Annotated in this window: 18 protein-coding genes and 2 pseudogenes; 11 read left to right on the top strand and 9 right to left on the bottom strand. The window is 69.7% G+C overall.

Translation table 11 applies throughout. The annotated features are described in order from the left end of the window. Positions 1–60: 60 nt before the first annotated feature. Complete coding sequence (locus SSP29_RS51015; RefSeq protein ID WP_218036987.1) at positions 61–801, top strand: 3-oxoacyl-ACP reductase family protein; 741 nt, start codon at positions 61–63, stop codon at positions 799–801. Positions 802–1,080: 279 nt separating this feature from the next. Next, a pseudogene (locus SSP29_RS51010) lies at positions 1,081–1,518 on the top strand (DUF2199 domain-containing protein); the annotation flags it as partial. A gap of 396 nt (positions 1,519–1,914) precedes the next feature. Here the strand turns inward: SSP29_RS51010 and SSP29_RS51005 are convergent. From SSP29_RS51005 to SSP29_RS50980, 6 genes are all read right to left on the bottom strand, one after another. Beyond that, complete coding sequence (locus SSP29_RS51005; RefSeq protein WP_089107869.1) at positions 1,915–2,886, bottom strand: fumarylacetoacetate hydrolase family protein; 972 nt, start codon at positions 2,884–2,886, stop codon at positions 1,915–1,917. Between the two features lie 24 nt (positions 2,887–2,910). Continuing rightward, positions 2,911–3,849, bottom strand: coding sequence for a VOC family protein (locus SSP29_RS51000; RefSeq protein ID WP_089107868.1), 939 nt, complete (start codon positions 3,847–3,849; stop codon positions 2,911–2,913). Between the two features lie 12 nt (positions 3,850–3,861). Continuing rightward, positions 3,862–4,875, bottom strand: a complete 1,014-nt coding sequence (locus SSP29_RS50995; RefSeq protein ID WP_089107867.1) for an amidohydrolase family protein — start codon at positions 4,873–4,875, stop codon at positions 3,862–3,864. Next, the gene (locus SSP29_RS50990) at positions 4,872–6,035 is read right to left on the bottom strand and encodes an FAD-dependent oxidoreductase (RefSeq protein ID WP_089107866.1); all 1,164 of its coding nucleotides are present in this window, start codon (positions 6,033–6,035) and stop codon (positions 4,872–4,874) included. Before SSP29_RS50990 ends, SSP29_RS50995 begins: the two co-directional genes overlap by 4 nt. 202 nt (positions 6,036–6,237) lie before the next feature. Next, entirely contained in the window at positions 6,238–7,200 is a 963-nt protein-coding gene (locus SSP29_RS50985) for a cyclase family protein (protein ID WP_089107865.1), read from the bottom strand. Beyond that, the gene (locus tag SSP29_RS50980) at positions 7,197–8,180 is read right to left on the bottom strand and encodes a fumarylacetoacetate hydrolase family protein (RefSeq protein WP_089107864.1); all 984 of its coding nucleotides are present in this window, start codon (positions 8,178–8,180) and stop codon (positions 7,197–7,199) included. Before SSP29_RS50980 ends, SSP29_RS50985 begins: the two co-directional genes overlap by 4 nt. A gap of 132 nt (positions 8,181–8,312) precedes the next feature. Between SSP29_RS50980 and SSP29_RS50975 the strand changes: the two genes are divergently transcribed. After that, complete coding sequence (locus SSP29_RS50975) at positions 8,313–9,224, top strand: LysR family transcriptional regulator (protein WP_089107863.1); 912 nt, start codon at positions 8,313–8,315, stop codon at positions 9,222–9,224. Between the two features lie 138 nt (positions 9,225–9,362). Here the strand turns inward: SSP29_RS50975 and SSP29_RS50970 are convergent, their stop codons facing one another. The 3 genes from SSP29_RS50970 to SSP29_RS59270 form a co-directional block, all read right to left on the bottom strand. Then, on the bottom strand, positions 9,363–10,607 hold the full coding sequence (locus SSP29_RS50970; RefSeq protein WP_089107862.1) for an MFS transporter: 1,245 nt from the start codon (positions 10,605–10,607) through the stop codon (positions 9,363–9,365). 586 nt (positions 10,608–11,193) lie between these two features. Continuing rightward, positions 11,194–11,520, bottom strand: a complete 327-nt coding sequence (locus SSP29_RS50965; protein WP_089107861.1) for a hypothetical protein — start codon at positions 11,518–11,520, stop codon at positions 11,194–11,196. Between the two features lie 669 nt (positions 11,521–12,189). Beyond that, entirely contained in the window at positions 12,190–12,612 is a 423-nt protein-coding gene (locus SSP29_RS59270) for a type 2 periplasmic-binding domain-containing protein (protein ID WP_150136566.1), read from the bottom strand. A 281-nt stretch (positions 12,613–12,893) separates the two neighbouring features. Between SSP29_RS59270 and SSP29_RS61485 the strand changes: the two genes are divergently transcribed. From SSP29_RS61485 to SSP29_RS50915, 8 genes and pseudogenes are all read left to right on the top strand, one after another. Next, entirely contained in the window at positions 12,894–13,208 is a 315-nt protein-coding gene (locus SSP29_RS61485; RefSeq protein ID WP_089107875.1) for a LuxR C-terminal-related transcriptional regulator, read from the top strand. Between the two features lie 421 nt (positions 13,209–13,629). Then, positions 13,630–14,160, top strand: coding sequence for an HdeD family acid-resistance protein (locus SSP29_RS50945; RefSeq protein ID WP_089107860.1), 531 nt, complete (start codon positions 13,630–13,632; stop codon positions 14,158–14,160). An 81-nt stretch (positions 14,161–14,241) separates the two neighbouring features. Continuing rightward, complete coding sequence (locus tag SSP29_RS50940) at positions 14,242–14,655, top strand: hypothetical protein (protein WP_089107859.1); 414 nt, start codon at positions 14,242–14,244, stop codon at positions 14,653–14,655. Between the two features lie 784 nt (positions 14,656–15,439). After that, positions 15,440–15,877, top strand: a complete 438-nt coding sequence (locus tag SSP29_RS50935) for a DUF1003 domain-containing protein (protein ID WP_089107858.1) — start codon at positions 15,440–15,442, stop codon at positions 15,875–15,877. 335 nt (positions 15,878–16,212) lie between these two features. Beyond that, positions 16,213–17,427: a PucR family transcriptional regulator gene (locus SSP29_RS50930; RefSeq protein WP_089107857.1), complete on the top strand. Its 1,215-nt coding sequence runs from the start codon at positions 16,213–16,215 to the stop codon at positions 17,425–17,427. A gap of 494 nt (positions 17,428–17,921) precedes the next feature. Continuing rightward, entirely contained in the window at positions 17,922–20,609 is a 2,688-nt protein-coding gene (locus SSP29_RS50925; protein ID WP_089107856.1) for an AAA family ATPase, read from the top strand. A 66-nt stretch (positions 20,610–20,675) separates the two neighbouring features. Next, positions 20,676–21,060: pseudogene (locus SSP29_RS50920) on the top strand (transposase). Between the two features lie 315 nt (positions 21,061–21,375). Next, entirely contained in the window at positions 21,376–24,210 is a 2,835-nt protein-coding gene (locus SSP29_RS50915; RefSeq protein ID WP_145969088.1) for a helix-turn-helix transcriptional regulator, read from the top strand. Positions 24,211–24,301 lie beyond the last annotated feature (91 nt).

Genomic DNA, 24,301 nt, shown 5'->3' with positions numbered 1-24,301 from the left:
CCGAACGACAGGTCGGATTCCCGCCAGCTTCCGGTGCTGGTGCGGGCAATGCTCAACGTCATGAACCGACTTGAAGGAAACGTGGCCTTGATCACGGGCGGCAGCCGGGGCATCGGTGCCGCTGTGGCGTTACGGCTGGCCGAAGAAGGCGCCGACGTCGTCCTGACCTACGAGAACAGAGCGGAGCGCGCCACCCAGGTGGTGGAGCAGATCAAGGCCAGAGGGCGCCGGGCACTGGCCGTCCAGGCCGACAGCGCCGTCTCTGAGGCGCTCACCGCCGCGGTGGACGAGGCAGCCGCGACGTTCGGCAGACTTGACATCCTGGTCAACAACGCCGGCGTCTTCCTCGTCGGCCCACTCGAAGACCTGGGGCCGGCAGAGATCGATCGCACCCTGGCGGTGAACGTCCGGGCGCCGTTCGCGGCGTCCCAGGCGGCAGCGCGGCACATGGGCCGGGGCGGCCGCATCATCAGCATCGGCAGCAATGTCGCCGAGCGCGCGGTCTTCCCCGGACTGGCGCTGTACTCGATGAGCAAGACGGCTCTGGTCGGGATGACGAAGGGCCTGGCCCGAGAACTCGGTCCGCGTGGTGTCACCGTCAATCTGGTGCATCCCGGCCCCACCGACACTGATACCAACCCTGCTGACGGGCCGAACGCCGAGGTGATCGTCGGCTTCACGGCTGTGGGCCGCTATGCGGAAGCGGCCGAGATCGCATCCACCGTCGCCCACCTGGCAAGTGCGGACGGCGCGTACATCACCGGAGCCTCGATCCATGTCGACGGCGGCTTCACCGCCTGACACGGGAACCCGACTTCGCAACCACGCTGAGGCCCAGCCCGCTGAAGGGACGGCCACCGTGTGATCATCGGGGAGGGGGGACGGCCTCACGGACTGACACGGCAACATGAGCGCCGACCGCCGGTTGAGAGCCCCGGACTGCCTGAAGTCCGGGGCTCCGGTCTGTCCACGTGCGGGCGGACGATCGCCCGTGACGGTCGGCTCGCTAAGCTCCCGGCCATGGCGAACGATCTTGGCTTCACGTGTTCATGCTGCGGGGAGTTCCACGCGGAGCTTCCGATGGGCTACTCGACCACGGCCCCTGACGTCTGGCACCCGAGCTTCGCCGACGATCCCGACAGCATGCTCTCCTCCGACCAGTGCGTCATCAAAGGCCGGCACTACTTCATCAGGGGCCTGATCGAGATACCGGTGATCGGCAGGGAAGACCTCTTCTCCTGGGGCGTCTGGGTCTCCCTGAGCCGAGACAACTTCGCCCGAGCCCTGGATGTGTGGAACACCCCCGGTCGCGAAGCCGAGAAGCCCAACTTCGGCTGGCTCACTACCGAGCTGAGTCTGTACTCACCCAGCACGCTCAACCTGAGGACCCACGCTCACACCCGGCCGGTCGGTCAACGCCCCTTCATCGAGCTGGAACCCACCGACCATCCTCTCGCCGTCGAGCAGCGCACCGGTATCACACAGGACCGCGTACGCGAGATCGCGGAGGCTGTCCTTTGCGGGCCCCTGGCCGCCGAGGTACGTGCCGTCGATGGCGACCACCAGCAGTCCGGCCCGGCGGGTCCCGGCGGTGCGGATCGCGCTCGCCGGACCGCGCAGCAGGTCGAACAGGGCTCGCAGCGGGCGTACCCCGAGTCGGCACCGGGTGCGCCACAGCCCGGTCGCGGTGATCTTCGGTAGCGGCAGGCTGCCCAGCGCACCGGTGAGCTTGGACCACCCGGCCGGGTAGCCGCACTCCTCGAACAGCGCGACGGCCGGCAGCTCGCCGGCCTCCGCGGATGGTGACCGTTACGTGTCCGCGTTGGCGACGACGGCTTCGAACCTGTCGCGCTTGAGGTAGAGGTCCCAGCAGGCGTCGGCGAGGTCGGCCGACCTTGCGCAGAAGGCGCTTGGTCACGGCCTCTCCCGGGAGCGACGTCGTGCGGCGGTGACCGGTACGGGGTCCGCGCCGCTCACCACGGTGTTGGAGACGGACCCGATGCCCTCCACGGTGAGCGTCACCGTGTCGCCGGGCTTGAGCGGCGCCGGGTCCCGCTCGCCCCGTACGCCCCACAGCTCGGCGAGACAGCCGCCGTTGCCGCAGGTCCCGGAACCGAGGACGTCACCCGGGCGGACGACGGTACCCCGTGAGGCGTAGGCCACCATCTCCTCGAAGGTCCAACTCATGTTGGAGAGAAGGTCCTTGCCGACCACCTGGCCGTTGACCTCAGCGGTCAGTGCCAGCCGCAGGAAGCCGTCCGCGTCGCGGTACTTCTCCAACTCGTCGGCGGTGACCAGGTACGGCCCGAGTGTGGTGGCGGTGTCCTTGCCCTTGCAGGGGCCGAGTCCGACCTTCATCTCGGCGGACTGCAGGTCGCGGGCGGACCAGTCGTTGAAGACGGTGTAGCCGACGATGTGGTCGCGGGCCTGTTCGGGGGTGAGGTCGCGGCCCTCCTTGCCGATGACGGCGGCGACTTCGAGTTCGAAGTCGAGCACACTCGACCCCGGGGGCACGGGGATGTCGTCGTGCGGGCCGTACACCGCGTAGGGGTTGGTGAAGTAGAACGTGGGGGCCGCGTACCACTGCTCGGGGACTCCGGCGGAGCCGTCCACGGACCGTCGTACGCCCTCGACATGCTCCTCGAAGGTGACGAAGTCCCGCACCGTGGGCGGCTGGAGCGGTGGCAGCAGCCGTACGTCGGAGACGTGGGGGCCGGCCGGGACGTCGAGCATGACGGAGCCCGCGTCGAGCAGCTCGGGCAGGCCGCCTCCCTCGGCGAGCAGGCCGGTCAGTGAGGTGACGCCGGGCAGGGGGCAGAGGGTGCCGTTCGCTTCGACGACGGCCACTTGGCGTCGGTCCCTGTGTTCGTACGTGGCGAATCGCATGGTGGGTCTCGCTCCGGAGAGGGATCAGACCGGCGGGGCGACGAACACGCCGCGGTCGGGGTCGTTGAAGGACTCCTTGGCGATCAGCTCGTTCATCGGGTTGGCGGTGCCCCACTGGTCGGTGACCTCGGGCTGGGAGAAGTCGTAGACGTGGGGGTGCCAGGTGTCCTCGTCCAGCTCCTCCAGCTCCGTCGTGTACTCGACGGTGTTGCCGTGCGGGTCGAGGAAGTAGGTGAAGGTGTTGTCGCCCGCCATGTGCCGGCCCGGACCCCAGACCTTCTTGAAGCCGGCCCGCATCACCCGGCCGGAGCCGCGCATGTACTCGTCGACACCGCGCATCTCGAAGGAGACGTGGTGCAGCGAGGTGTGCGGGCCCTTGGCGATGGCCATGGAGTGATGCTGGTTGCTGATGCGCATGAAGTGCATGACGTCACCGACGTGCGGCGAGCTGAGCGTGTCGGAGTGCCGGAAACCCAGGTGCCGCTCGTACCAGGTGCGGGTCCTGTCCAGGTCGGGCGAGTTGAGGACGACGTGCGACAGCTTGACCGGGATCGATTCCTTCTCCTCGATCCTGCGGTGCTGCCGGACGTCCACGTCGGCGGAGACCTCGATGGTGCGGCCGTCGACGTCGAAGAAACGGAAGCCGTAACCACCGCCGGGGGTGTCCGCCTTGCCCGGCTGGGTGATCAACTGGACGCCGTCTACGATCAGTTGCCCGGCGAGCGTGTCCACGTCGGCGGCTGAGGCGGCGCCGTAGGAGACGAGGTCGAGTCGCTTCTCGTCGGCTTTGCGCAGCCTTACGACGTACTGCTCGGGGCTGCCCTCGGCGGCGAGGAAGGAGAGGCCGGAGTCCTCGGCGACCTTGGTCAGGCCCCAGACACCGGCGTAGAAGTCGAGCTGCTTGTCGTAGTCGGGCACGGCGAGGTCGACGTGCCGGAGGTGGGTGAGCAGGCGGTTGCTCATGGGGGTTCCTCCTCAGACGAGGTTGAGCAGGGCGGCGGCGTTCGCGCCGCGGACGGAGTGGAAGTCGTGGTCGGTCAGATCCGCCGCGCGCAGTGCGGCCAGCGGGTCGTCCGTGCCCATGTCGAAGGGGAAGTCGGAGCCGAGCAGGACCCGGTCGGCACCGGCGACCCGCACCAACTCCCGCAGTACATAAGGGTCGTGGACGAGCGAGTCGTAGTGGAGCTGCCGCAGATAGCTGCTCGGCTCCCGTGCGCAGCCCTGGGTGTCGGGACGGGCCCGCCAGGCGTGGTCGGAGCGGCCGATGTGGGTGGGGAGGTAGCCGCCGCCGTGTGCCGCGATCAGCTTCAGGCCCGGATGGCGGTCCAGGACACCGGAGAAGATCAGGTGGGAGAGGGCGACGGCGTTCTCGGCGGGCTGGCCGACGGTGTTGGACAGGTACCACTGGTCCAGGCGCTCGTCGAGCGTGCACCCGAAGGGATGCAGGAAGAGGAGGGCTCCCGTCTCCTCGGCCCGGGACCAGAGCGGCTCGTACGCCGGATCCGACAGTTCGCGGCCGGGCGTGTGCGAGGAGATCTCCACGCCCTTCAGCCCCTGCTCCAGCGCGTGATCGAGCAACTCGATCGCGAGGACGGGGTGTTGGAGCGGGACCAGACCCAGGCCGTGCAGCCGGTCGGGAGCCTTCGCGCAGTGCGCGGCGGTGCCCTCGTTGGCCACCCGGCAGACGCGCTCGGCCAGTTGGGGATCGGCCCAGTAGTGGTAGTGCGACGGGGACGGGCTGACCAGCTGGATGTCCACGCCCTGTGCGTCCATGGCCGCCAGGCGTACGGCGGCGTCCGTCAGCTTCGGCACGCGCGCGCCGACCATCGGACCGTTCACGGTCAGGGCCGCCGGGCCGTTGCGGCGGGCGTCGAGGGCCCGGGCCTCGGCAAGGCCGGGATGACCGGCGACGGTCTCCTCGACTTCGGGAAGAAGGATGTGGGCGTGGACGTCGATCGTCGGCGCCGAGGATGCGGTGGCGGCGGTCACGGGCGCTCCTTGAGGAGGGTCATGGTGCGGCCGATCAGCCCGGCCATGTCGGCATCGCGCACGCCGTCCAGCTGCCACCGGCCGATCTGCACGGATGCCTCGACGACGGCGCGTACCCGGGGAACGCGGCGGTTGTAGTACGCCTGGAGCAGTTCGTCGCCCCAGTCCTGTCCGCTGCTGAGCAGCTCGGCGAGGACGACGGCGTCCTCCAGGGACATCGCCGCGCCCTGGGCCATGGTGGGCGGGCAGCAGTGGGCGGCGTCGCCGATCAGCACGGTCCGGCCCCGGTGCCAGGAGCCCTCGACCAGCAAACGGTCGAACCAGGTGTAGTTGACCTTCCTAGGGTCGGTGATGTGCGCGGTGATCTCGGGCCAGGCACCGCCGAAGCCCTGCGCCAGGCGGCGCATCTCGTCGGCGTAGGCGGCCGGATCGATGGCGGCGCGGTCGCGGCACGCCTCGACGAGATACGCGTAGATGGTGTTCTCGCTGGTGGGGCAGTAGCCGGCGATGTAGGCGGGGCCGCCGTAGGCGAGATCGGTGCGGGTCACGCCCGCGGGCCGTGGGGCGGCGATGCGCCAGATGGCCATGCCGGTCGGCTCGGGTTTGTCGGTGATCCCGATCGCGGCGCGGGTGGCCGAGTTGAGGCCGTCGGCGCCGATCACCAGGTCGTAGCGGCCGGTCGTGCCGTCGCTGAAGCGCACGGAGACACCGTCGGCGTCCTGGTCCAGGATCTCGGCGGTGGTGCCCAGGCGAACGCCGGCGCCGGAGGCGCGGACCGCGTCGATGAGGATCTGCTGCAGTTGGGGGCGCTGCATGCCAAGAGTGGCGGGCAGGTCCTTCCCGCCGGTCTGGATGTCCTCGGCGACGAACAGGACGGTGCCGTCGGGGGCGGTCACGCCCAGCGAGCCGAAGGCGTACCCGGACGCTGCCACCTGCTCCCACACACCCAGTTCGCGCAGGACCCGCAGGGCGTTGCCCTGGAGGGTGATGCCCGAGCCGGTGGTGGCGTTCCAGTCGGGCCTGGCCTCGATCAGGTCCACGTCCATGCCGGCACGGCGCAGCAGGATGGTGACGGCGTTTCCTGAGGCGCCGCCGCCGATGACCAGAACGGTGGGGGTCTCCCCAGCCGGAGGCCGGGGGAGGGTGGGGCTGTCAGCCATGTCGGGGGATACCTCCCGGGTTGGGCCGCGCGGCTTCGGGCGGCGGGGGTGCGGCTCGCCCGCCGGGGAGTGCGGGCCAGGGTGGGGACGGAGGCGCGGGCCGGATACGCCGCTCGCCGTCCGGGGAAGGGCGCATCCGGCGGCTGAACGGGTTGCCTGACGGCGAAGCGGACGGGGCTACTTGACGGCGAATCTGACGGGGCTACTTGACGGCGATGGGGTTCACGGGGGAGCCGACCGCTCCGGTGATGGGGAGGGGAGCGGCGGTCAGCCAGAACTCGTGGACGCCGTCGTCGGCGCAGTCGGCGGCGAGTGCGTCGAGATCCCACATCTCGCCGATGAGCAGGCCGATGTTGGGGATGGCGACCTGGTGCAGCGGCTGGAAGGCCTTCTCGAATTCGTTGGGCCGTACCTCGAAGCCCCAGGTGTCGGTGGCGATGGCGGCGATCTCGGTGGAGTGCAGCCAGCCGGCGGTGGTGAACGACAGCCCGGGTGCGGGTCCGCCCGCGTACTCGCCCCAGCCGTCCCGCCGGGCACGGGTGAGCCGCCCCGTGCGGACGAGCACGATGTCGCCACGACCGACACGCACGCCGTGGGCTTCGGCGGTCGCGGTCAGGTGTTCCTCGGTGATCGCGAACCCGTCGGGCAACTCACCGTCGACGCCGATGACGTGACCCACGTCCAGCAGGACCCCGCGTCCGGCGACGTACGGCGCCATGTGCTCGATGCCGGTGACGAGGTCGCCGTCGGAGGTGACGACCTTCTCGGCCGCCCGTCCGTTCCAGGCCCTGCCGTGGTCGAAGATGTGCCCGAGCCCGTCCCACTGAGTGGAGCACTGCAACGGCATCGCGATCACGTCGTCGGCGCCGCCGATGCCGTGCGGGAAGCCCTGGTTGCCGAGGGCGGCGTCGGTGCCGGTGTCGAGCATGGTGTGCACCGGGTTGGTGCGCCGGCGCCAGCCCTTCTGCGGGCCGTCCATGTCGAAGGACTGCGCGAGCGAGAAGCTGGCGCCCCGGCGGACCAGCGCGGCCCCCTCGCGGCGCTTGGCCTCGTCGAGGAAGTTGAGAGTGCCCAGCACGTCGTCCTCGCCCCAACGCCCCCAGTTCGAGTACGACTTGGCGGCCTCGCCGATCGCCCCCTCCGGGTCGCGACGGTCCAGGCTCATGCCGATGCCTCCGCCACACAGCGGGTGCGCTGCACGCCCAGGCCGGTGATGGAACCCTCCATCACGTCACCGTCGCGCAGCAGCCGTCCCCAGTGGATACCGTTTCCGGCCGGGCTGCCGGTCAACACAAGGTCTCCCGGGAGGAGTCGAGCGCTCTGGGAGGCGTACGACACCAGCCGTGCCACACCGAAGAGCATGTCCTTGGTGGACTCGTCCTGCATGGTCTCGCCGTTCAGCTTGAGGGTGACCCGCAGGTCACCGGGGTCCGCGACCGACTCGGCCGGGACGAGCCACGGGCCGAGCGGGGTGAAACCGGGGGCGTTCTTGCTGCGCAGCCAGTCGGTGCCGATGGCCTTCATGTCCCGGCGGAAGACGGTGGCGCGGTCGGTGAGGTCATTGGCGATCGTGTACCCCGCGACATATTCGAGGGCCTCCTCGACGGACACCCGGTGGGCCGGCTTGGCGATGACGGCAGCCAACTCCAGTTCCCAGTCCGGCTGCTGGGCCCAGGCGGGCAGTACGACATCGTCGTACGGGCCCGTGACGGCGCTCGGCAGGCCGATGAACACGTACGGGAGGTCTTCGGCGGCCCGGCGGTCCATGACCGCGGCGATCTCCGCGCGCGCCTCCTCGACGGTGCGCGGGTCGTCGGGGGAGCGGTGGGCGACCTCCAGGTCGATCACGTGCTGCCGGTAGTTGGCGCCGGACTGGAAGATCTGGCGCGGCTCGATCGGGGCGTGCACCCGCAGGTCCTCCAGGGGCCGCCAGTCGAGGGTGTCGTCGTCCGCGAGGGAGCGCAGGACGGGGAGGGTCTCCTCCCAGCCTTCCAGCACGGCGCGCAGGCCGGACGGTGCCCAGTCCAGGGCGCTGCTCAGGTCGAGGACGCGCTCCTGCGCCAGGAGGCCGGGAAACGGATCACCGTCCTGAGCGGAGAACGTGCCGAGCGCGAAGGGGCCGGCAGGTTGCGCGAGCGTTGCCATCAGATTTCCTCCTGCTGGGTTGCGGTCTACTGTGGCCTCGATCGACCAATCACGGAAATCAATCCTGTGGATGTGCCGAATCCACGGCGTGGATGGCTCCTGCTCGTATAGGTCTCTCATGGGTGGTGCCTGGTGAACCTGTCCCGACTCGACCTCAACCTGGTCCTCGCGCTGCGCGCGCTGCTGGAGGAGCGCAACGTCACCCGGGCCGGCGAGCGCGTCGGGCTCAGCCAGCCCGCGATGAGCGCCGCGCTGTCCCGACTGCGCCGCCATTTCGACGACGAGCTGCTCGCCCGCACCGGCAACAGCTACGAGCTGACACCGCTCGGCGTGGCCCTGCGCGAGCGCAGCGCGACCGCGTGCGACCTGCTGGAGCGGGTCTTCGCCAGTCAGGCCGACTTCGACCCGGCCGCGGAGAGCCGCGAGTTCACCCTGCTCGCCTCCGACTACGGAGCGGCCGTGTTCGGCTCCGCGCTCGCCCGCGCCCTGCACCAGGAGGCGCCCGGCATCCGGCTCACCTTCCAGCACTCGACGCCCGCAGCGGTGGAGAACACCGCCACGGTGCTGAGTACCGTCGACGGTCTGCTGCTGCCGCACGGCATCATCGACGGCTTCCCCGCCGTCGACCTCCACCAGGACCGCTGGCTGTGCATGGTCGCCGACGACAACCCGGACGTCGGCGACGAACTCACCCTCGACCAGCTGGCCCGCCTGCCCTGGGCCGTCTACCAGCGCCCCTACGACGCCCCCGCCGCCCGGCAGCTCAGCATGATCGGCATCAGCCCGCGGGTGGAGGTCTCGGTGCAGACCTTCCAGCTGCTGCCCTACATGGTCGAGGCCACCGGCAGGGTCGCGATGATCCAGGAGCGCCTGGCACGCCGGGCGGTCCGCTCGGCCGCGGTACGCGTCCTGCCCTGTCCCTTCGAGGCGGTACCCGTACAGGAGGCGATGTGGTGGCATCCGGTGCACGCCCAGGATGCGGCGCATATTTGGCTGAGGCGGAAGGCCGCGGAGGTGGGCGCAACGCTCACGACAACCCCCTGAGGGGCGCGGGGCCGTATCGATGTGCGGCTCCGCCGCGTGGGCGCGACCAGCCACGAAACAGCCGCACCTGCCGATGCACAGTCCGTGGCAGCCGCGGCTGCGGCTTGTCGGCGGCTGGTCGCGCAGTTCCCCGCGCCCCTAGGTGGGTTGCCCTGTCGCATGCCTATGAGGTGCCCACAGACCCACCGCGACAGCCACGGCCGCCAGGCCCAGTACCCCCACCGCACCCGCCAGGCTCCCCACCGCCGACTCCCCGGCAAGCAGCACCAGTGGGCAGACGAACTCCCCAGCGAAGAACGCCGCCATCCACAACCCCGTCCCACGCCCGCGGTCCTCGAATGCCAGCCGGGACATGACGCTGGTGAGGAGGGCGGGCAGCAGCATGCCGGTGCCCACGCAGTTGACGACCGCCCCGACGACCAGCAGCGGGGCGTTCCCCGCCAGGAACATCACCCCGAAGCCGACCGCGCAGACCGCGAGAACAGCGGGCAGCATCGGGTCCGGGGAGCGCTTGAGCCGGGCGAAGGCGACCGCACCGCCCACGGTGGCGGCACTCGCGATCGCGGTGGCCAGGCCGATCACGCCGGAGTTCGCCACCCCGAGGTCGTCGAGCAGATACGACATCTCGACCGGGACGGTGTAGAAGACCATCGCCCCGAAGAAGGTGAGGGCGCAGATGCCCGCCAACGGCCGCCAGCGGAAGGTGCGTTGGAGTGTGTTCGCGGCCGAGGTCTCCTCCGTGGCCGTGCGGGGTGCCGGGTTGGTCAGAACGGTGGCCATCAGCGGAGCGAGCACCAGACTCACGGCGTAGACCCAGAAGGGCATGCGCCAGCCCGCCGACCCGGCGGCGCCGCCCAGCACGAAGAAGACGGTGGCCGACGCGGACGCGCACATGGTCTGCAGGGCGAGGTACTTCACCCGCCGGTGGCCCGAGTAGTAGTCGCCGATCAGCGTCGTGCAGCAGGTCATGATCGCGGCCTCGGTGACACCGACGAGGGCGCGGCTGGCGATGATCGCCCCCAGCGAGTCCAGCCAGAGCGGCGCGGTGCCGAACACGGCGTACAGCAGGGTCGCCACGACCAGCAGCCGCTTGCGACCCAGCCGGTCCACGATCACCCCGGCGAACGGGGCCAGCAGCGCCAGCGCCAGCGCCGGAACGGTCAGCGCCAGCGGCACCAGCGCCTTGGCTCCCGGGACGGACGCGAAGTGGTCCTGCATCTTCGGCAGCACCGGGGCGATGAGCACCGCTCCCAGGATCGGCAGACAACTGCCTGCCATCAGCAGGGTCACGCGCAGCAGATGGACCGGGCCCGAGACGGGAACAGACGGCGGAGCGGCATCGTCGACCGCGGTGGGAGACGGCGACGGAACGGAACCGGGCATGGCGACTCCAGGGACGGTGTACGGGAGCGGGCATGCCTGACACTGGCGCCGAGCAGGCACGGCATGCTGGGGACGGCCGCACACCGGCGGCTGGTCCGGACAGCGGCGTGCGGGTAGGGACGACTATGGGTCGCCAGGAGCCCGGTCGCCATCCTCCACGCGATCCGAATCCTCTATTCCGCTCATCCATGGCGTGGATGAGCGGCTCTGCGCCCACACTCCAAGCGCTGTCCGGTAAATGATCTTTGGTGAGGCCCGGATGCGGGTGGTCGCCGCGTGGGCCGCCCGGCCACCCGCCGAGGGTGAGGTAGTGCAGTCGCGCGCTGCCGAGCACGGCGTGGTGCACGCCATCGCCTTTGGGGCGACAGTGGCAGCCGCCGTCAGCGGGGTGATCCGCCGATGACTGGCGGAGGAGCCGCCGCTACGGGCGGAGACCAGGAACGGGCCTCACGAGAGGAGCGGTCCTACTCCTCGGAGCCCCTCGATCGACCTTCGAGCGCGAACCGTGCCGCGCTCTCGTTCCTGAAACGATCCGCCCGGCGCTGCGCGACGCAGGACAGCCCTCGCTCTGGTTCAGAAACCTGTCTCACATCCCTTGTGTCTGCCGCCCCACGAGTTCCCTCCTGACGGCAAGCGCCTTCGCCAGCACCTTGGCCCGGTAGGGATTCTCGGCACCCAGGGCCGACGCCACCGCCACCGCCTCGTCCAACAGCGCCAGCCGCTGCTCGGGCAGCTCCCGCACCAGCGACGACGCGCTGGCCTCCACCAGGACGTACGCCAGCTTCGACCCGTACACCTCCGGCTCGACCTGTGTCAGCAGGCGGTAGATCCGCAACCCTTCGGCGCCGCGCACCACCCGCCGGTTGGCACTGAGCAACTGGACCCTCGCCCGCATGACCATGTCCTGATCCATCGATCCCCCTCCGTTCCCCCACCCCCCATCTGCACCCGTCCCACGACGAGACAGCACGACGAACGCGTCGACACCCGAGAACGGATGCCGACACGGACGTCGGAGAGTGGATGACGACGAGTCTGCGGGCAGGCCACCACCCCGGACAAGCCTGAACGGACGTGCGCTCCGTCCTACCGCAAACCATGTCCGAGCAGGCATGATGGACCTGACACTCACTCAAGCACCCGGCTCGCCCGGTCCTGTTCCGGGGCGCCGCCGGCCGACGAAGAGCGCAACGAGGCAGATCCACGCTCCTTCCTGACACGTGCCGTCGAGGTGGCGCGCCTGATGGATCTCGGGAGCGCGGCCGACGTGCCGGAAGCACGCCGGGCGCGGCACCTGGCCCATGCGTGCGCACACCACTGCTCGAACGCACCCACCCGCGCGAAGAGTTCTTCGCCCCACTGGTGGCCGCAGCCGTCTACGACCCGGCCCCCAGCTTCTGCCGCTGCTTCACCGAACCCGCGGTGTACGCCTTCGGACGCCGGCGGGTCATGAGCGCACTGCGATGTGATGGACAAGTGGCGGGAAACCCTTCGGCGATCAGCCATGTGACCGAGCTGCCTCGATTGCTCACTCTGCTGCTCACTCTGCCCACTAACGGGACAGGGATGGTGTCGGCAGTGGTCAGAAGGCTCCGGGGGTACGGCCGAGGGTTCCGTCGGGGTCGCCGGGGTCGGCGCCCTTGACCTGACCGAAGTAGAGCTCGACCTGGGAGCGGAATCGCTCGACTGCGGCGCGGTTGCTCATGAACTTCGCGAAGGCGTCGGGGTTGGTGTTCTTGTACGAGGCCAGAGCCTTGAGGCCGGCCGGTGGGGCGACGTCCTTGCGGACGGACCAGGTCCAGGTGGCGATGGCGTTCTTCTGTACGACCTGGGAGTCGAGCCAGCTCAGGAAGAGGTTGGCGCCGGCCTTGTGGGGTGCGTTCTTGAAGATGGCGGCGCGCTGGGCCCAGGAGTTGAAGCGCTCGGAGTTCGAGAAGACCTGGGTGCCGTTGGGGCGGGCGTTGCCTCCGACGGCGACGGAGGCGAGGTGGTCGCCGCTCGCCACCCCGGCGGCGGAGCCGGGGACCCCGCGGATGAGCTTGGGGTTCTGCCGGACGAGCCTGGCCAGGTAGTTCCAGCCGTACTGGTCGACGATCTGCGTAGCCGAAGAGGACGGCGTCGTCGTCGTTGGGGTAGGTCAGGATGAGCTTGTTCCTGTAGGCCGGCTTGAGTAGGTCGGTGGCCTTGAAGTCGCCGGGCTTCGTGGGGAGTTGCTTGGTGTTGACGAGGTGGGAGAAGGCGCCGTAGAAGACACCGCGACGCAGTCCCACAGCCACCACGCTCCGCATCCCGCCGCCCCGGTGGTGCCAAATCGAACCGCCCTCCGGAGCCATTTCACAACGCCCGATCTTCACGAATCAGTCGCGAACCGGGGCCAGTTGGAGTCGCTTCGGTGGGGTCGCTGAACACCGCCCTGGCCAGGACACATCGACGTCCGCGCTGACCGTCCGGCAACGACAGAGCGCCGAACCGGCCGCCTTCGGCCTGAGTAACAAGCAGATCGGCGAACGGTTCTTCCTTTCTCACCACACCGTCGGATCTCATCTGCTCCGCGCCCTGAAGGCGATAAGCACGCTGGAGGAGCACATCGAGGCCCCATAGCGGCCACCCGCGGCCGGCGAAGCAACCACGACGACAGAGCTCAGCCGTGGCTGCCGTCGGCCCGTGCGGACCCGCCGGCGCGGCAGTGCGGGGCCGGGAGCAAGGCGCCCGGGCGGTCCGCGGTGGCCGCGAGGACAAGCGTCTTCGGCAGCGACCGCGACATCGGCGTCGTACGCGATCCGCTCGCCGTCGTGGCACGCCAACCGGTTCGGACCTGGGCCGCCTCGAACCTGCGCGGCCAGATGTGCACGGTAGTGCAGTCACATGACAGATAGGGCACGGGCCGTGGGGGCCCTAGCCTCAGGGTTGGAAATTGGCCGGTCAGGGGCATGGCAACGCACGTACCACCACGCGTTGTCTCTCACCAGTCCGGCCATGTCTGCGGCACTCACGACCGACCCATGGCCAGTCGAGATGGGAAGTGATCACCATCATCGGTTCACCCAACGCACTGTTGTGGCGTGGCATCCTCGCGGTTGCGTTCGGGCTGGTTTCGCTTGTGTGGCCCAGCATTACCGTGGGCACATTTGTCTACCTGTTCGCCTTCTACGCCTTCTTCGCCGCGGCGAACGACGCCGTTCGCGCGTTCAGCAGCAACCGGGCGGGGCCGGTCTTCGGCTGGCTGCTGCTGGCTCTGCTGTCCGCCGTGAGCGGGGCTGCCGCGCTGTTGTGGCCGGGCATCACGGCTCTGGCACTCACCCTCTGGGTCGCCGGGTGGGCGCTGGTCACCGGCGCTGTCGAGATCGGCATGGCGTCCCAGGAGGGCGAGTCCGCCGGGGAGCGTGCGATGTTCATGCTGACCGGGCTGACATCCGTCGCGCTGGCGTTCGCGCTCTTCGTGCGACCGGACGTCGGCGCACTGTCCCTGGCGACGGTGTTCGGCCTGTTCAGCCTGATGTACGGGGCTTCGGGCATCGTCCTCTCGTTCCACCTGCGGCAGAGAGCGGCCTAGAGGCGAGCGTGGTGCGGGAGCGGCCCGTGCCGCGCGATATCCGCGACCTCACCGAATCAACTTCACGAGATGGGAAATACCATGGACAAGCTTTCGGACCAGCTCAGCCGGTTGGCGGACCGGACGAAGAACGTCGAGGACACGGCCACGGCTGCCAGGGCGAAGAACCGCGAGCAGCTGGAGACGAAGAAGGCCAGCCTTGAGGCGTCCCTGGACGCCGCTGGAGCCAAGGCCGACGATGCCAAGGCCCGGGCACAGAGTCGGATAAGTGATCTGCACGATTCGGTGGCGAAGCACTTCGCCGACCGCCGCGCGGCGATCGCCGAGCACAAGGCCGAACGCGACCTCAAGCGGGCCGAACGCCGCGCCGACGATGCCGAGCAGGACGCAGCCGACGCGATCGCCCTGGTGTTCTACGTGCTGGACCAGGCCGAGTACGCCGTCGTGGACGCCGTACTCGCTCGCGCCGACGCCGACGATCTCGCCGCTCAGTAGGGGAACCTCCCATGAAGCACGGCTTGGCATCACCGCCAATGCCGAGCCGGTCAATCCGCCCTGGACCGCGACGTACCGTCTTTCACGTCGCGGTCCAGGGCGAGCCGCTCACTGCGCAACACCGCTCGGCGGCAGTGACCTTGAACGGCCACGTGAACGTTTCGAACCGTCAGGCCGCGGTCTCCGTTCACACTGCGGGCGACCGAGCATCCTGTCCTCTGCCGTAGCGCTGGTTCCTGCCCGCGAAATGGGCCCAGGACCGGGACAGACGACAGCAGTCGGCGTGCCCGGACAGATCGGGTACGCCGCCGAACGGCGGACCGCGGTGTCCTCGCGGTCCGATTGCGGTGAGCCGGCCGCTGATCCTGCCGTGCTGCCTCGCCCCCGCGCTGTCCCTCGCCGATCCCGTAGGCGACGGTGGCCCTCGCTTCCGCACGGTCGCAGTGCGGCCGGCGGGCGAACAGTCAACGCGGGCCGGCCGGGAAGTCGGCGGCCTCAGTGGGCACGGTGTTCTGTCACAGCGGATCCTGCTGTTCGAGGGCTGTTCCTGGCGCGGTCGGCAGCGCTGTGTCGCCCTCCTCACCGGCGGCCAAGCTGACCTGCCGCTGGACACACCCCGAACCAAGCGCACCGGAGTGCGCGCGCTCAAGGATCTGCTGAGGTGTCGGACCAGGCACCTGCACCACCTGCGACAGCCCTTACCCAGCCCGAGCAGCCAGACCCTCGCAACACCGCGCACCTCGACCTACCGAGGCCCTACTCATCCGCAGGAACGGCAATCCTCATGGCCCAGTCAGACCCACAGCAGGCGCAGCCCCCGAAGCACCACCCCGTGGTCGCCGCCCACCTGGCTCAGCAGGCGTCCGACCTGCAGGTGCGCATCGCGGACGCCATCACCAAGTTCGCCGGCTCCATGCTCTTCGTCTACATCCACGCGGTGGGCTTCGCCGCGTGGATGCTCCTGGCCGAGAACAGCCCCTGGCCGACGCTGACCCTGGTCGTCTCGCTGGAGGCGATCTTCCTCTCCACCTTCGTGATGATCGGCCAGAACCGCCAGGCCGCGTTCCAACAGGCCAAGGCCGACCACGACTTCGTCGAGCAGGAGCTTGAGCTGAAGACCAACACCGAACTGACGCGCGCCATCCACACCATGACCAACGAGCTGCACCAACGGCTGCTGGCCGGAGAGGACAAGGCGTCTCTGCGGCGCGAGCTGTCGTGACCCAGGTTGGGTTGAGGCCATAGACCGGTTGGTGACCCGCGCAGACGCCCGGCCGACGAAGTCCCCAGCCCCCACAGGACCACAAGCTGGATCACGGGACCGCGGGAGAAGCCGAGCCTGACCCGCGTCTTGCGGCGGCCACGGGCCCATGCGGTCCTTCGCCGGAGTCCTCCGCCGGCGCCTCGACGGTGTCACCGCGGACCGTGAGACTCACGGAACTCCAGACAGAGCCGGAGACGACCAGGCCTCACCGCCAGCATCCCGCCACTGTCCTGGCACCCGCTCCGGAAGTACCGTAGAGCCTCGTTTCCCTGATCGCTGAGCCGGAGAAGACTGTGGTCGACAAGGACATCAGCACCCTGGCGACCGCGTTGCTCGAACGCGTCGACGAGCTGGCGAAGGAGATGACGGCACGGATCCGTTCCGGCTCACGGGACTACGACGTGGTGCCCACGGAGGACTTGGAGGAGGCATGTCGGACCCACCTCACAAACGCGCTCCACGGGCTGACCGCACAGGTACCTGTGGACACCGCGGCCGCGGCCGACATAGGCCGCCGACGCGCCCTGCAGAACGTGCCGCTCCCCGCCGTGATGAGGGCCTACCGCGTAGGCGTGAGGTACTACTGGGAGGCGGTGGCCCTCGAAGCCGGCAGCACCACCCCCGTGGCGAGCGACAAACTGGTCGCCGCCGCTTCTGCGATGTGGGGGCTGCACGACAGCATCACCGAGGCCATGGTCTCCGGATACCACGACACGGTGGCCCAGCGGCTCCTCGCCAGCGAACATGAACGTTCGGCACTGGTCGAGGCGCTACTGGACGGCAGGAGTATGGACGCCGACGTCCTGTGGTCCGCCGCTGAGGTCCTGGGCGTGCCGCGCACGGGACCGTTCACAGTAGTTGCCGCAGAGGTACCGCAGATAGGCCGACAGGCCCTCCCGGAGGTCGCAGCCGTGCTGAGCCGGCGCGGCATCCTGTCCGCCTGGCGGCTGCGCCCCGATCTCCAACTGGGCATCGTGTATCTGCGTACCTCCCGGCACCTGGACGACCTCACCGAGGTGTTGCGGCAGCATGCGGAGCACCGTGTGGGGGTGAGTCCTCCCTACGACCAGCTGTCCCACACGGGGGACGCGCTGCACTTCGCCAAGGTCGCCATGCGCAGCGGTGACGCGGAGAGCAATGCGGTGACCGTCTTCGATGACTCCCCGGTCGAGGTCGCGACGGCCGGCGCACCCGATGTCATGGCGCGCGTCGCCACCAAGGTCCTCGGTCCGGTCGAGGCCCTCCCGGCCGACGAACGCGAGTTGCTGTTGGACACACTGGACGCGTGGTACGGCTGCGGTGGATCGGCGGACAAGGCCGCCAAACTCCTGTATGTCCACCCCAACACCGTGCGTACGCGCCTGCGCCGGATCTCCGAGCGCACCGGCCGCTCCCTGACCGATCCACGCGGCATCACCGAACTCGTGCTCGCGCTACGCGCGGTGAGGCAGACGCCGAAAGCCCCGTCGTCGAAGCCGGCGGTCACCACGAAGACGGCGGACGGTTGAGCCGGCCGGGTCCGCGCGCCCGGTAGAGGACGAGGATCCCGGCCCTCGTCGTGTGTTCGTGCTGCTCACTCGGCTCGGCATGTCCTCACCGGCCGACTCGCCAGGACCGGCCGGCGTACCGCTCTGCGAGGGACGCGAAGACGGCTGTGGCGCCGTGGACGATGCTGAACAGCCCGAAGACGGTCGCGAGCTGCTGCGATGACGTCAGACGACTGCTTGCGCTACCTCACCGTTGGCCTGTGCCGTCCTCCGGCTCGGTGCCGCGCACACGGCGGGCCGGCCGATCGCCAACGCACCCCCGGGTTCCGGGCGGCCTGGGCGCTCGGGCACTGAAGGTCGTGCGGCGGCGCCGCTGTATCCGACGGACGCCGCGCCGAGTGTCGTCCGCCGCTTGCGGTTCCAGGTCCAGTCACATGACGCAAGACCCGCCGAACCTGTGTCCCTACGATCCTCCTGCGAAGGCACTGAGCGCACGGGAACAGCCGGGGAGACGCGTGTACGAGGCCGGGCTCCTTGGCCGCGACCAGCAGTTGAGGGTTCTGCGGGAACTGATGCGGAGGCTGCCCGACGCCGGGGGCGCCCTGGCACTGCAGGGCGGCCCCGGCGTCGGCAGGTCCGCCTTGCTGCGGGCCGCGGTCGAATCCGCCCGGACGGCGGGACGGTTGACACTGGAGGTCGCCGGACGCTGCGACGACACCCCCTTCGGGGGGCTCCGCGAGTTGCTGGGGCCGGTGCTCGGCGCGCTGGACGCCCTGCCCGCGGGACAGGGCGCGATCCTGCGGTCGGCGATCGAGACCGGTTCCGGGCGGGTACCGGGGACCTTCAAGGTGGCCCTGGCGGCATTCAACCTGATCACCACGAGAGCGGCCGAGCAGCCCGTGGTGCTGATCGCCGACGACGCGCAGTGGCTCGACGGGCCCACCCGGGACGTACTGGCGTTCCTGGCACGCAGGGCGAGCGACAACCCGTTCGTCGTCCTCGCCGCGGTGCGCAGCGGATGGATCCTGCCCGGCGTGCCCGTACTGGACGTGCCGGCGCTCGACGAGCCTTCCGCGCGACGGCTGCTGGCCGGCCACGCGGCCGCGCTGCCTCCTTCCGTCCGGGAACGGATACTCGAAGAGGCGCTCGGCAACCCGCTCGCGCTGGTCGAACTCCCCGCGGCGTGGCACCCGAGGGGACCGCGGAGTTCGTGGACCCACCTGCCGGTGAGTCCCGCACTGGCGACGGCGTTCGCGGGCGGCCTCGGCGAACTGCCGGCCCTCGCCCGGGACGCCCTGCTGGTCGCGGCCGTCGACCAGGTCGGAGACCTCTCGGAGATCCTGGCCGCCGCCTCCGTCCTGGCCGGTCGCACGGTCACGGTTGATGTCCTAGACAGCGCGGTCGCGGCCTCGTTGATCCGACTGGACAGGACGATACTGCGCTTTCCCCATCCGGTGGTCCGGTTCGTGGTGCTGGAGGCGGAGACGGCGGTGCGCCGACGGGCCGCCGACGCCGCCATGGCGCAGGTGCTGTGCGAGCACCCGGACCGGCGCACATGGCATCGCGCCCAGTCCGCCGGCGGCCCCGACGACGAGATCGCGGACGAACTGGCGGATGCTCAGGCTTCCTTGCTCCGTCGCCACGGGGTCCGCGCCGCGATATGGGCGCTGGAACGATCCGCGCAGCTCACCGCGGACTCGGCCGTCCGGGGACACCGGCTGCTGGGTGCGGCCGAGCATGCGTACGGCCTCGGCCGTATCCGCCTGACCCACTCCCTGATCGACGAGGCGGAACGTCAGGAACTCAGTGCTGCGGACCGGGCGCGGGCCTGGTCGCTCCGGGACATCTCCGACGTGGACCCACAGCCCGGACCGGCCCGGACACAGGTGGGTGACATCGTCGAACTGGCGGCGGGCGATCCCGACCTGGCTCTCGACCTGCTGCTGAGCGTGGCCCTCCGGGTACACAGGACCGGTGCCGACCCCGCTCTGCGGGCCGGTGTCGTCGCCGCAGCGGAGCAGCTGACAGGCACGAGCGATCCACGCCACATCGCAGCGCTTGCGCTGGCCGAACCCGTGCGCTGCGGCCCACTGGTGGCGGACCGACTGCCTTCGAACGAGACAGGGTGGCATCTCCCCGATGCCGACGGCCTCCGGCTGTCCGGCATGGCGGCGCACGAGATCGGCGATCCGGTCCGCGCAGTCGAACTGCTCGGCAGGGCGGAACCCGTTCTTCGCGAGCAGGGCCGACTCGGTCTGCTGTCGGAGACACTCCTCACCCACGCCGTCGACCTGCTGCTGCTCGGGGACTGGCCGCGCGCCGTCCAACTCATCGAAGAAGCACGCCGGATAGTCGCCGGGACTCCGCAGCCCGCCATGACCGCCGTGCTCAGCAGCACGAACGCGGTCGTCGCCGCACTGCGGGGGCAGGCCGGGCGCGCGCGGGAACTCGCCGACACCGTTGCCGCATGGCAGCGCCCCGATCTCGTCCCGACGTTACGGCTGGCCCGTGGCGTGGCACAGCTCGGTGTCGGAAAGTACGCCGAGGCCTACGAAGAGCTGGGGCGTCTCGTCGATCGACCGCGCGAAGGCCTGCGTTGGCAGGGCTTCGCCGCGGCGATGCCGTTGGTCATCGCCGCGGACCGTGGCAACAGCCGTCAGGAGGCCGCGCGCATACTGGAGGTCCTTGAGGAAGCAGCGCGCGCGACCACCGCCCCGTTGCTGCACGTGCAGCTGCCGTACGCACGAGCCGTGCTCGCCGCCGACGACGCGGCCGAGGAACTGTACCTGGTCGCGCTGGGCCAGGACCTGGCCCGCTGGCCGCTGGTGAAGGCACGCACGGAACAGGCGTACGGACAGTGGCTGCGACGTTGCCGGCAGGCGGCACGCTCGCGCACGATGCTGCTCTCGGCGCGGAACTCCTTCGAGCTCATCGGCGCCTCCGACCTGGCCTGCCACAGTCCTGCGCAGGCAGCTGCCGACCCGCTTCCGACCGTCGTGAAACTGCTGTCCCGGCAGGAGACACTCATCACCCGGCTGGCCGCGGAAGGGCTCTCGAACCGGGAGATAGCAGAACGACTGAATCTGTCACGCCACACGGTCGCCGCCCATCTGTACAGAGCCTTCCCCAAGCTCGGAATCACCTCGCGCAGTCAGCTGGCGCCGTTGCTGAACCTACGGGAACCGGCCACGAGGAACGGCTGAGACCAGGTTCGCCGCACCGCCGGAGAACGGTCGGCGCCGGAAGACCTGTGGGAGTTGTTCCAGCGGATGGTTCCGCCGGCTCCGGAACGCCCGAAGGGCGGAGGACATCGTCGGCGACGGGACCGTGAGGTGCTGGCCGCGCCTGTCGGGGGTGACCGCCGTCCGCCGGTTCGCCGAGTGGACCGGCGCCCGGGGCGGTCTGGACTGGTCGCGCTGCGCAAACGACTCCGTCAGCGTCCGGGCCCTGATCCCGCTGGTCCGCGGCATTCCACCCGTCCGCCGCCTCCGCCGCCTCGGCCGCAAGGGCACCGGGTCATCCCGGCGCCTGAGCAGACATCGCTGGGTCGTGGAACGAACGGTGTCCTGGATGTCCGGCTGCGGGCGCCTCCACCACCGCTACGAGCGCAGGCCGGAACACTTCCTCGCCTGCACCGCCATGCCGCCATCGTGACCGGACGGTTGACGACGGCCGCATCGGCCGTCGTGCGCCTGGGCACGGCTGGACGCTGTACCCGGATGCCTCGTGGCAGGCCTATTCCCTCTCACAGCTTTCGGCGCCGATTGCTGTGACTCGGAACATGGGTCACCTCTCCTCAATCAGCAAGGATCTTGCTGCGTAGGTGAAGCGGGGCATCATTTTTAATGAACAACCTTTAATGAACAACAAAGGATGCTCTTTCTTGTCGACCCATCATCAATTTCCGGGTGAGCGACTTGGTGGGGGAATTCGGTGAATTCACGGCCTGAAGTGGACCTGGCTGGGCGCGTGGCTGAGCTGGATTTGATGGACTCGCTGTTGGCCAGACAGGGTCAGGGTCGCTCCGGCCTGTTGCTGAGCGGCGCTCCGGGGGTGGGGAAGACCGTACTGCTGGATGCTGCCGCGGCACGAGCCGCAGACAGCGGAATGCGGGTGTTGCGTGCCTCTGCCGTGGAGTTCGAGGCTGAGATGAACTTCTCGGCGCTGCACCAAATGCTCTACCCGCTGCGCCATCACGCCGACCGGCTGTCCAGCCACCACCGCGGTGTCCTCGACCGGATCTTCGGTCTTCTGCAGGGGCTCTCGCCGGACCCGTTGGCTGTTTCGGCGGCGGTACTCGCGCTGCTGGGCGAGGTGACCATCGAGCGCCCGCTGCTGATGATCGCCGACGATGTGCCGTGGTTCGACCGCGCCAGTGCGGCGGTGCTGGGGTTCGTCGTCCGCAGGATCAGTGGTGATCCAATTGTCTTCCTGGCTGCCGCGCGGACCGGGACCGACTCCTTCCTCCAGCAACTCCGGTTGCCCGTGCACGAGGTCGGGCCGCTGGCTGCCCGGTCGGCGGCTGAGTTGCTGGACGCCCGTTGGCCTGGGATGACGCCGTCGGTGCGGCGGCGGCTGCTGGCCGAGGCTGCGGGCAACCCTCTCGCGCTGCGGGAACTGCCTGCAGCGTTGAGCAGTCGACAGCGCTCGGGCCAAGACCCGCTTCCGTCGCCGCTGCCTCTGTCCGGGCGTCTGGAGGCAGCATTCGCTCCCGCCATCGAAAGACTGCCCGCACGTACCCGAGGGCTGCTTCTGACGGCCGCGCTGAGCGCCGACGCCGACCTGACCATGCTGTGGAGCGCCGCGCAGGACTCCGTGGACGTCGATGCCCTTGCCCCGGCGCAACAGGCAAACCTGGTACATGTCGATGCGGCTGTCGGCGGAATGTTGTTTCGCCACCCGCTGATCCGCGCTGCGATCGTGCACCTCGCCTCCCCTGGCGAACGCCGCAGCGCGCACCGTTCCCTGGCCGCGGCCTTGGCCGACTTCCCCGAGCTGCGGGCATGGCATCTCGCCGAGGCCACGATCGGACCGAACGAGACGGTGGCCCGGATGCTGGACGAGGCGGCCCTGTCCACCTGGCGGTGCGGCACTTCGTCCGACGCCGTGGCCGCGGTGCCGGACGGGGCGGCCGGCCCCGACGAACGGCGCGTCGCCGCATCCACCGCAGTTGCCGCCCTCGTACGGGCCGGTGAACTCAGCCCGCGTCCGGGCGACCGAGCCCGCCGACTGGTCGAGGCCGCCTACCTCGCGACCTTCACCGGCCAACTCGAAGATGTTCCACGGCTGTTGGCCGATGCAGGACAAACCCTCAACACGCCGACCGGGCTGGTCTTCGCCGCCACTGCACACCTCCTCACCAACGACGAAGGCGATGTCGATTCCGCCTACCGACTCCTGACCTGGGCACTCGACGACATCACCGACAGCGGCTCCGGCGACAACAAGTGGGACCACTACGGCATCCTGTACGCGCTGCTGCTCATCTGCCTCTACACTCTCCGCCCCGAGCCGTGGCAGGTTCTCAACACCGCAATGGGCCGGTTTGAACCGGCAGTAGTGGCCCCGTTCAGGTTGTGCCACGACGCGCACGTCGATCCCACACGCGCCCCCCATGCGTTGCGCAAGGGCCTCGCCGGCGCCTTCGCCGCGCTACCTGTCGACGCGGCGCCTTGGCAGCTGATCCCGCTGGCTTTCGCTGCGGTCGCAATGGACGCCCTGTCCGACTACAGGTACCTGGTCCGCCGCATGGTTGAGCGGGAGCGTGACGGCGGCGTGATCGCCATGGTCATTCCCGCTCTGATGCTGCTCTGCCACGACTCCTACATCCACGGCCAGTGGGACGAGGCCGAGCGACTGGCCCAGGAGGGGCTGGACCTGGCAGCGGTCTACGGCTACCACTTCTGGGAACGGCAGATCCGAGCCCTGCTGGCAACGGGCGCGGCTCTGCGCGGCGACACGGAATTCGTCCGGACCCGCAGCAAGGAGACCATGACCTGGGCGGTGCCTCGCGGTATCGAAGTAACGGAGGCCCACGCTCGGTTGGCTCGCGGCCTCGCAGCCATGGGAGAAGGCGACTACGAGGAAGCCCATGCCCAGGTGGCCAGGATCAACGCACCCGGTGCACCCGGCGCACCGGGCCCCGGCATCCCGGCCCGGTGGGTACTGTGGGACCTCGTCGAGGCGGCGGTCCGCACCGGCCGCATGGACGAGGCCCGTGCCTACGTCGCCGCCGCGCAACGAGCAGGCATCCACCTCATCTCCCCCCGCACAGCGCTGATCACCGCCGGGGCCGCGGCCGTAACTGCCGACGAGACAGAGGCCGGTCTCCAGTTCGAGGCAGCCCTGTCTCTGCCCCAAGCGGCCCGGTGGCCATGGGAACATGCGCGCATCGAGCTCGCCTACGGACAATGGCTGCGCCGCACCCGTGACCCCCGTGCCCGTCTGTACCTGAGCGCCGCCCTGGAAACCTTCGACCGTATCGGCGCGAAAGCCATGGCCCACCGGGCCCGCAGCGAACTGCGCGCCGCCGGCATCGCGACCACTTCCGTTCCCGACGCACCGACGGCGGGGTTGACCGCGCAGGAACGGCAGATCGCCGAGCTGGCGGCCCTCGGTCTGACCAACAAGCAGATCGGCGAGCGGCTGTTCCTGTCCCACCGCACAGTCGGCTCCCACCTGCACCGGCTGTACCCCAAGCTCGGTATCACCTCACGCGCCGCGCTCCGCGCCGCCCTGGACACAATGGCACCCTGCGAAAACTGCTCTGCCGGCAGTTCCGCGCATCCCCAGGCCGGAGAGTGAATGCGGGAACGCTTCTCCCGGGAATTTCTCGGCCATGGGCGGGAGCCCAGCTCCCGGGCAACCGTGGTGTCCGTCTTCCCCGGGTCTCCCG

The organism is Streptomyces hyaluromycini (assembly GCF_002217755.1).
In the GTDB taxonomy this organism is placed as follows: domain Bacteria; phylum Actinomycetota; class Actinomycetes; order Streptomycetales; family Streptomycetaceae; genus Streptomyces; species Streptomyces hyaluromycini.
This window is presented reverse-complemented; position numbering and strand designations above follow the sequence as displayed.

Bases quoted from the DNA above. Each gene is read 5' to 3' on its own strand.
- SSP29_RS51015 (WP_218036987.1), top strand. From the start codon at position 61: ATGAACCGACTTGAAGGAAACGTGGCCTTGATCACGGGCGGCAGCCGG.
- SSP29_RS51005 (WP_089107869.1), bottom strand. From the start codon at position 2,886: ATGCGATTCGCCACGTACGAACACAGGGACCGACGCCAAGTGGCCGTC.
- SSP29_RS51000 (WP_089107868.1), bottom strand. From the start codon at position 3,849: ATGAGCAACCGCCTGCTCACCCACCTCCGGCACGTCGACCTCGCCGTG.
- SSP29_RS50990 (WP_089107866.1), bottom strand. From the start codon at position 6,035: ATGGCTGACAGCCCCACCCTCCCCCGGCCTCCGGCTGGGGAGACCCCC.
- SSP29_RS50985 (WP_089107865.1), bottom strand. From the start codon at position 7,200: ATGAGCCTGGACCGTCGCGACCCGGAGGGGGCGATCGGCGAGGCCGCC.
- SSP29_RS50980 (WP_089107864.1), bottom strand. From the start codon at position 8,180: ATGGCAACGCTCGCGCAACCTGCCGGCCCCTTCGCGCTCGGCACGTTC.
- SSP29_RS50970 (WP_089107862.1), bottom strand. From the start codon at position 10,607: ATGCCCGGTTCCGTTCCGTCGCCGTCTCCCACCGCGGTCGACGATGCC.
- SSP29_RS50965 (WP_089107861.1), bottom strand. From the start codon at position 11,520: ATGGATCAGGACATGGTCATGCGGGCGAGGGTCCAGTTGCTCAGTGCC.
- SSP29_RS50940 (WP_089107859.1), top strand. From the start codon at position 14,242: ATGGACAAGCTTTCGGACCAGCTCAGCCGGTTGGCGGACCGGACGAAG.
- SSP29_RS50935 (WP_089107858.1), top strand. From the start codon at position 15,440: ATGGCCCAGTCAGACCCACAGCAGGCGCAGCCCCCGAAGCACCACCCC.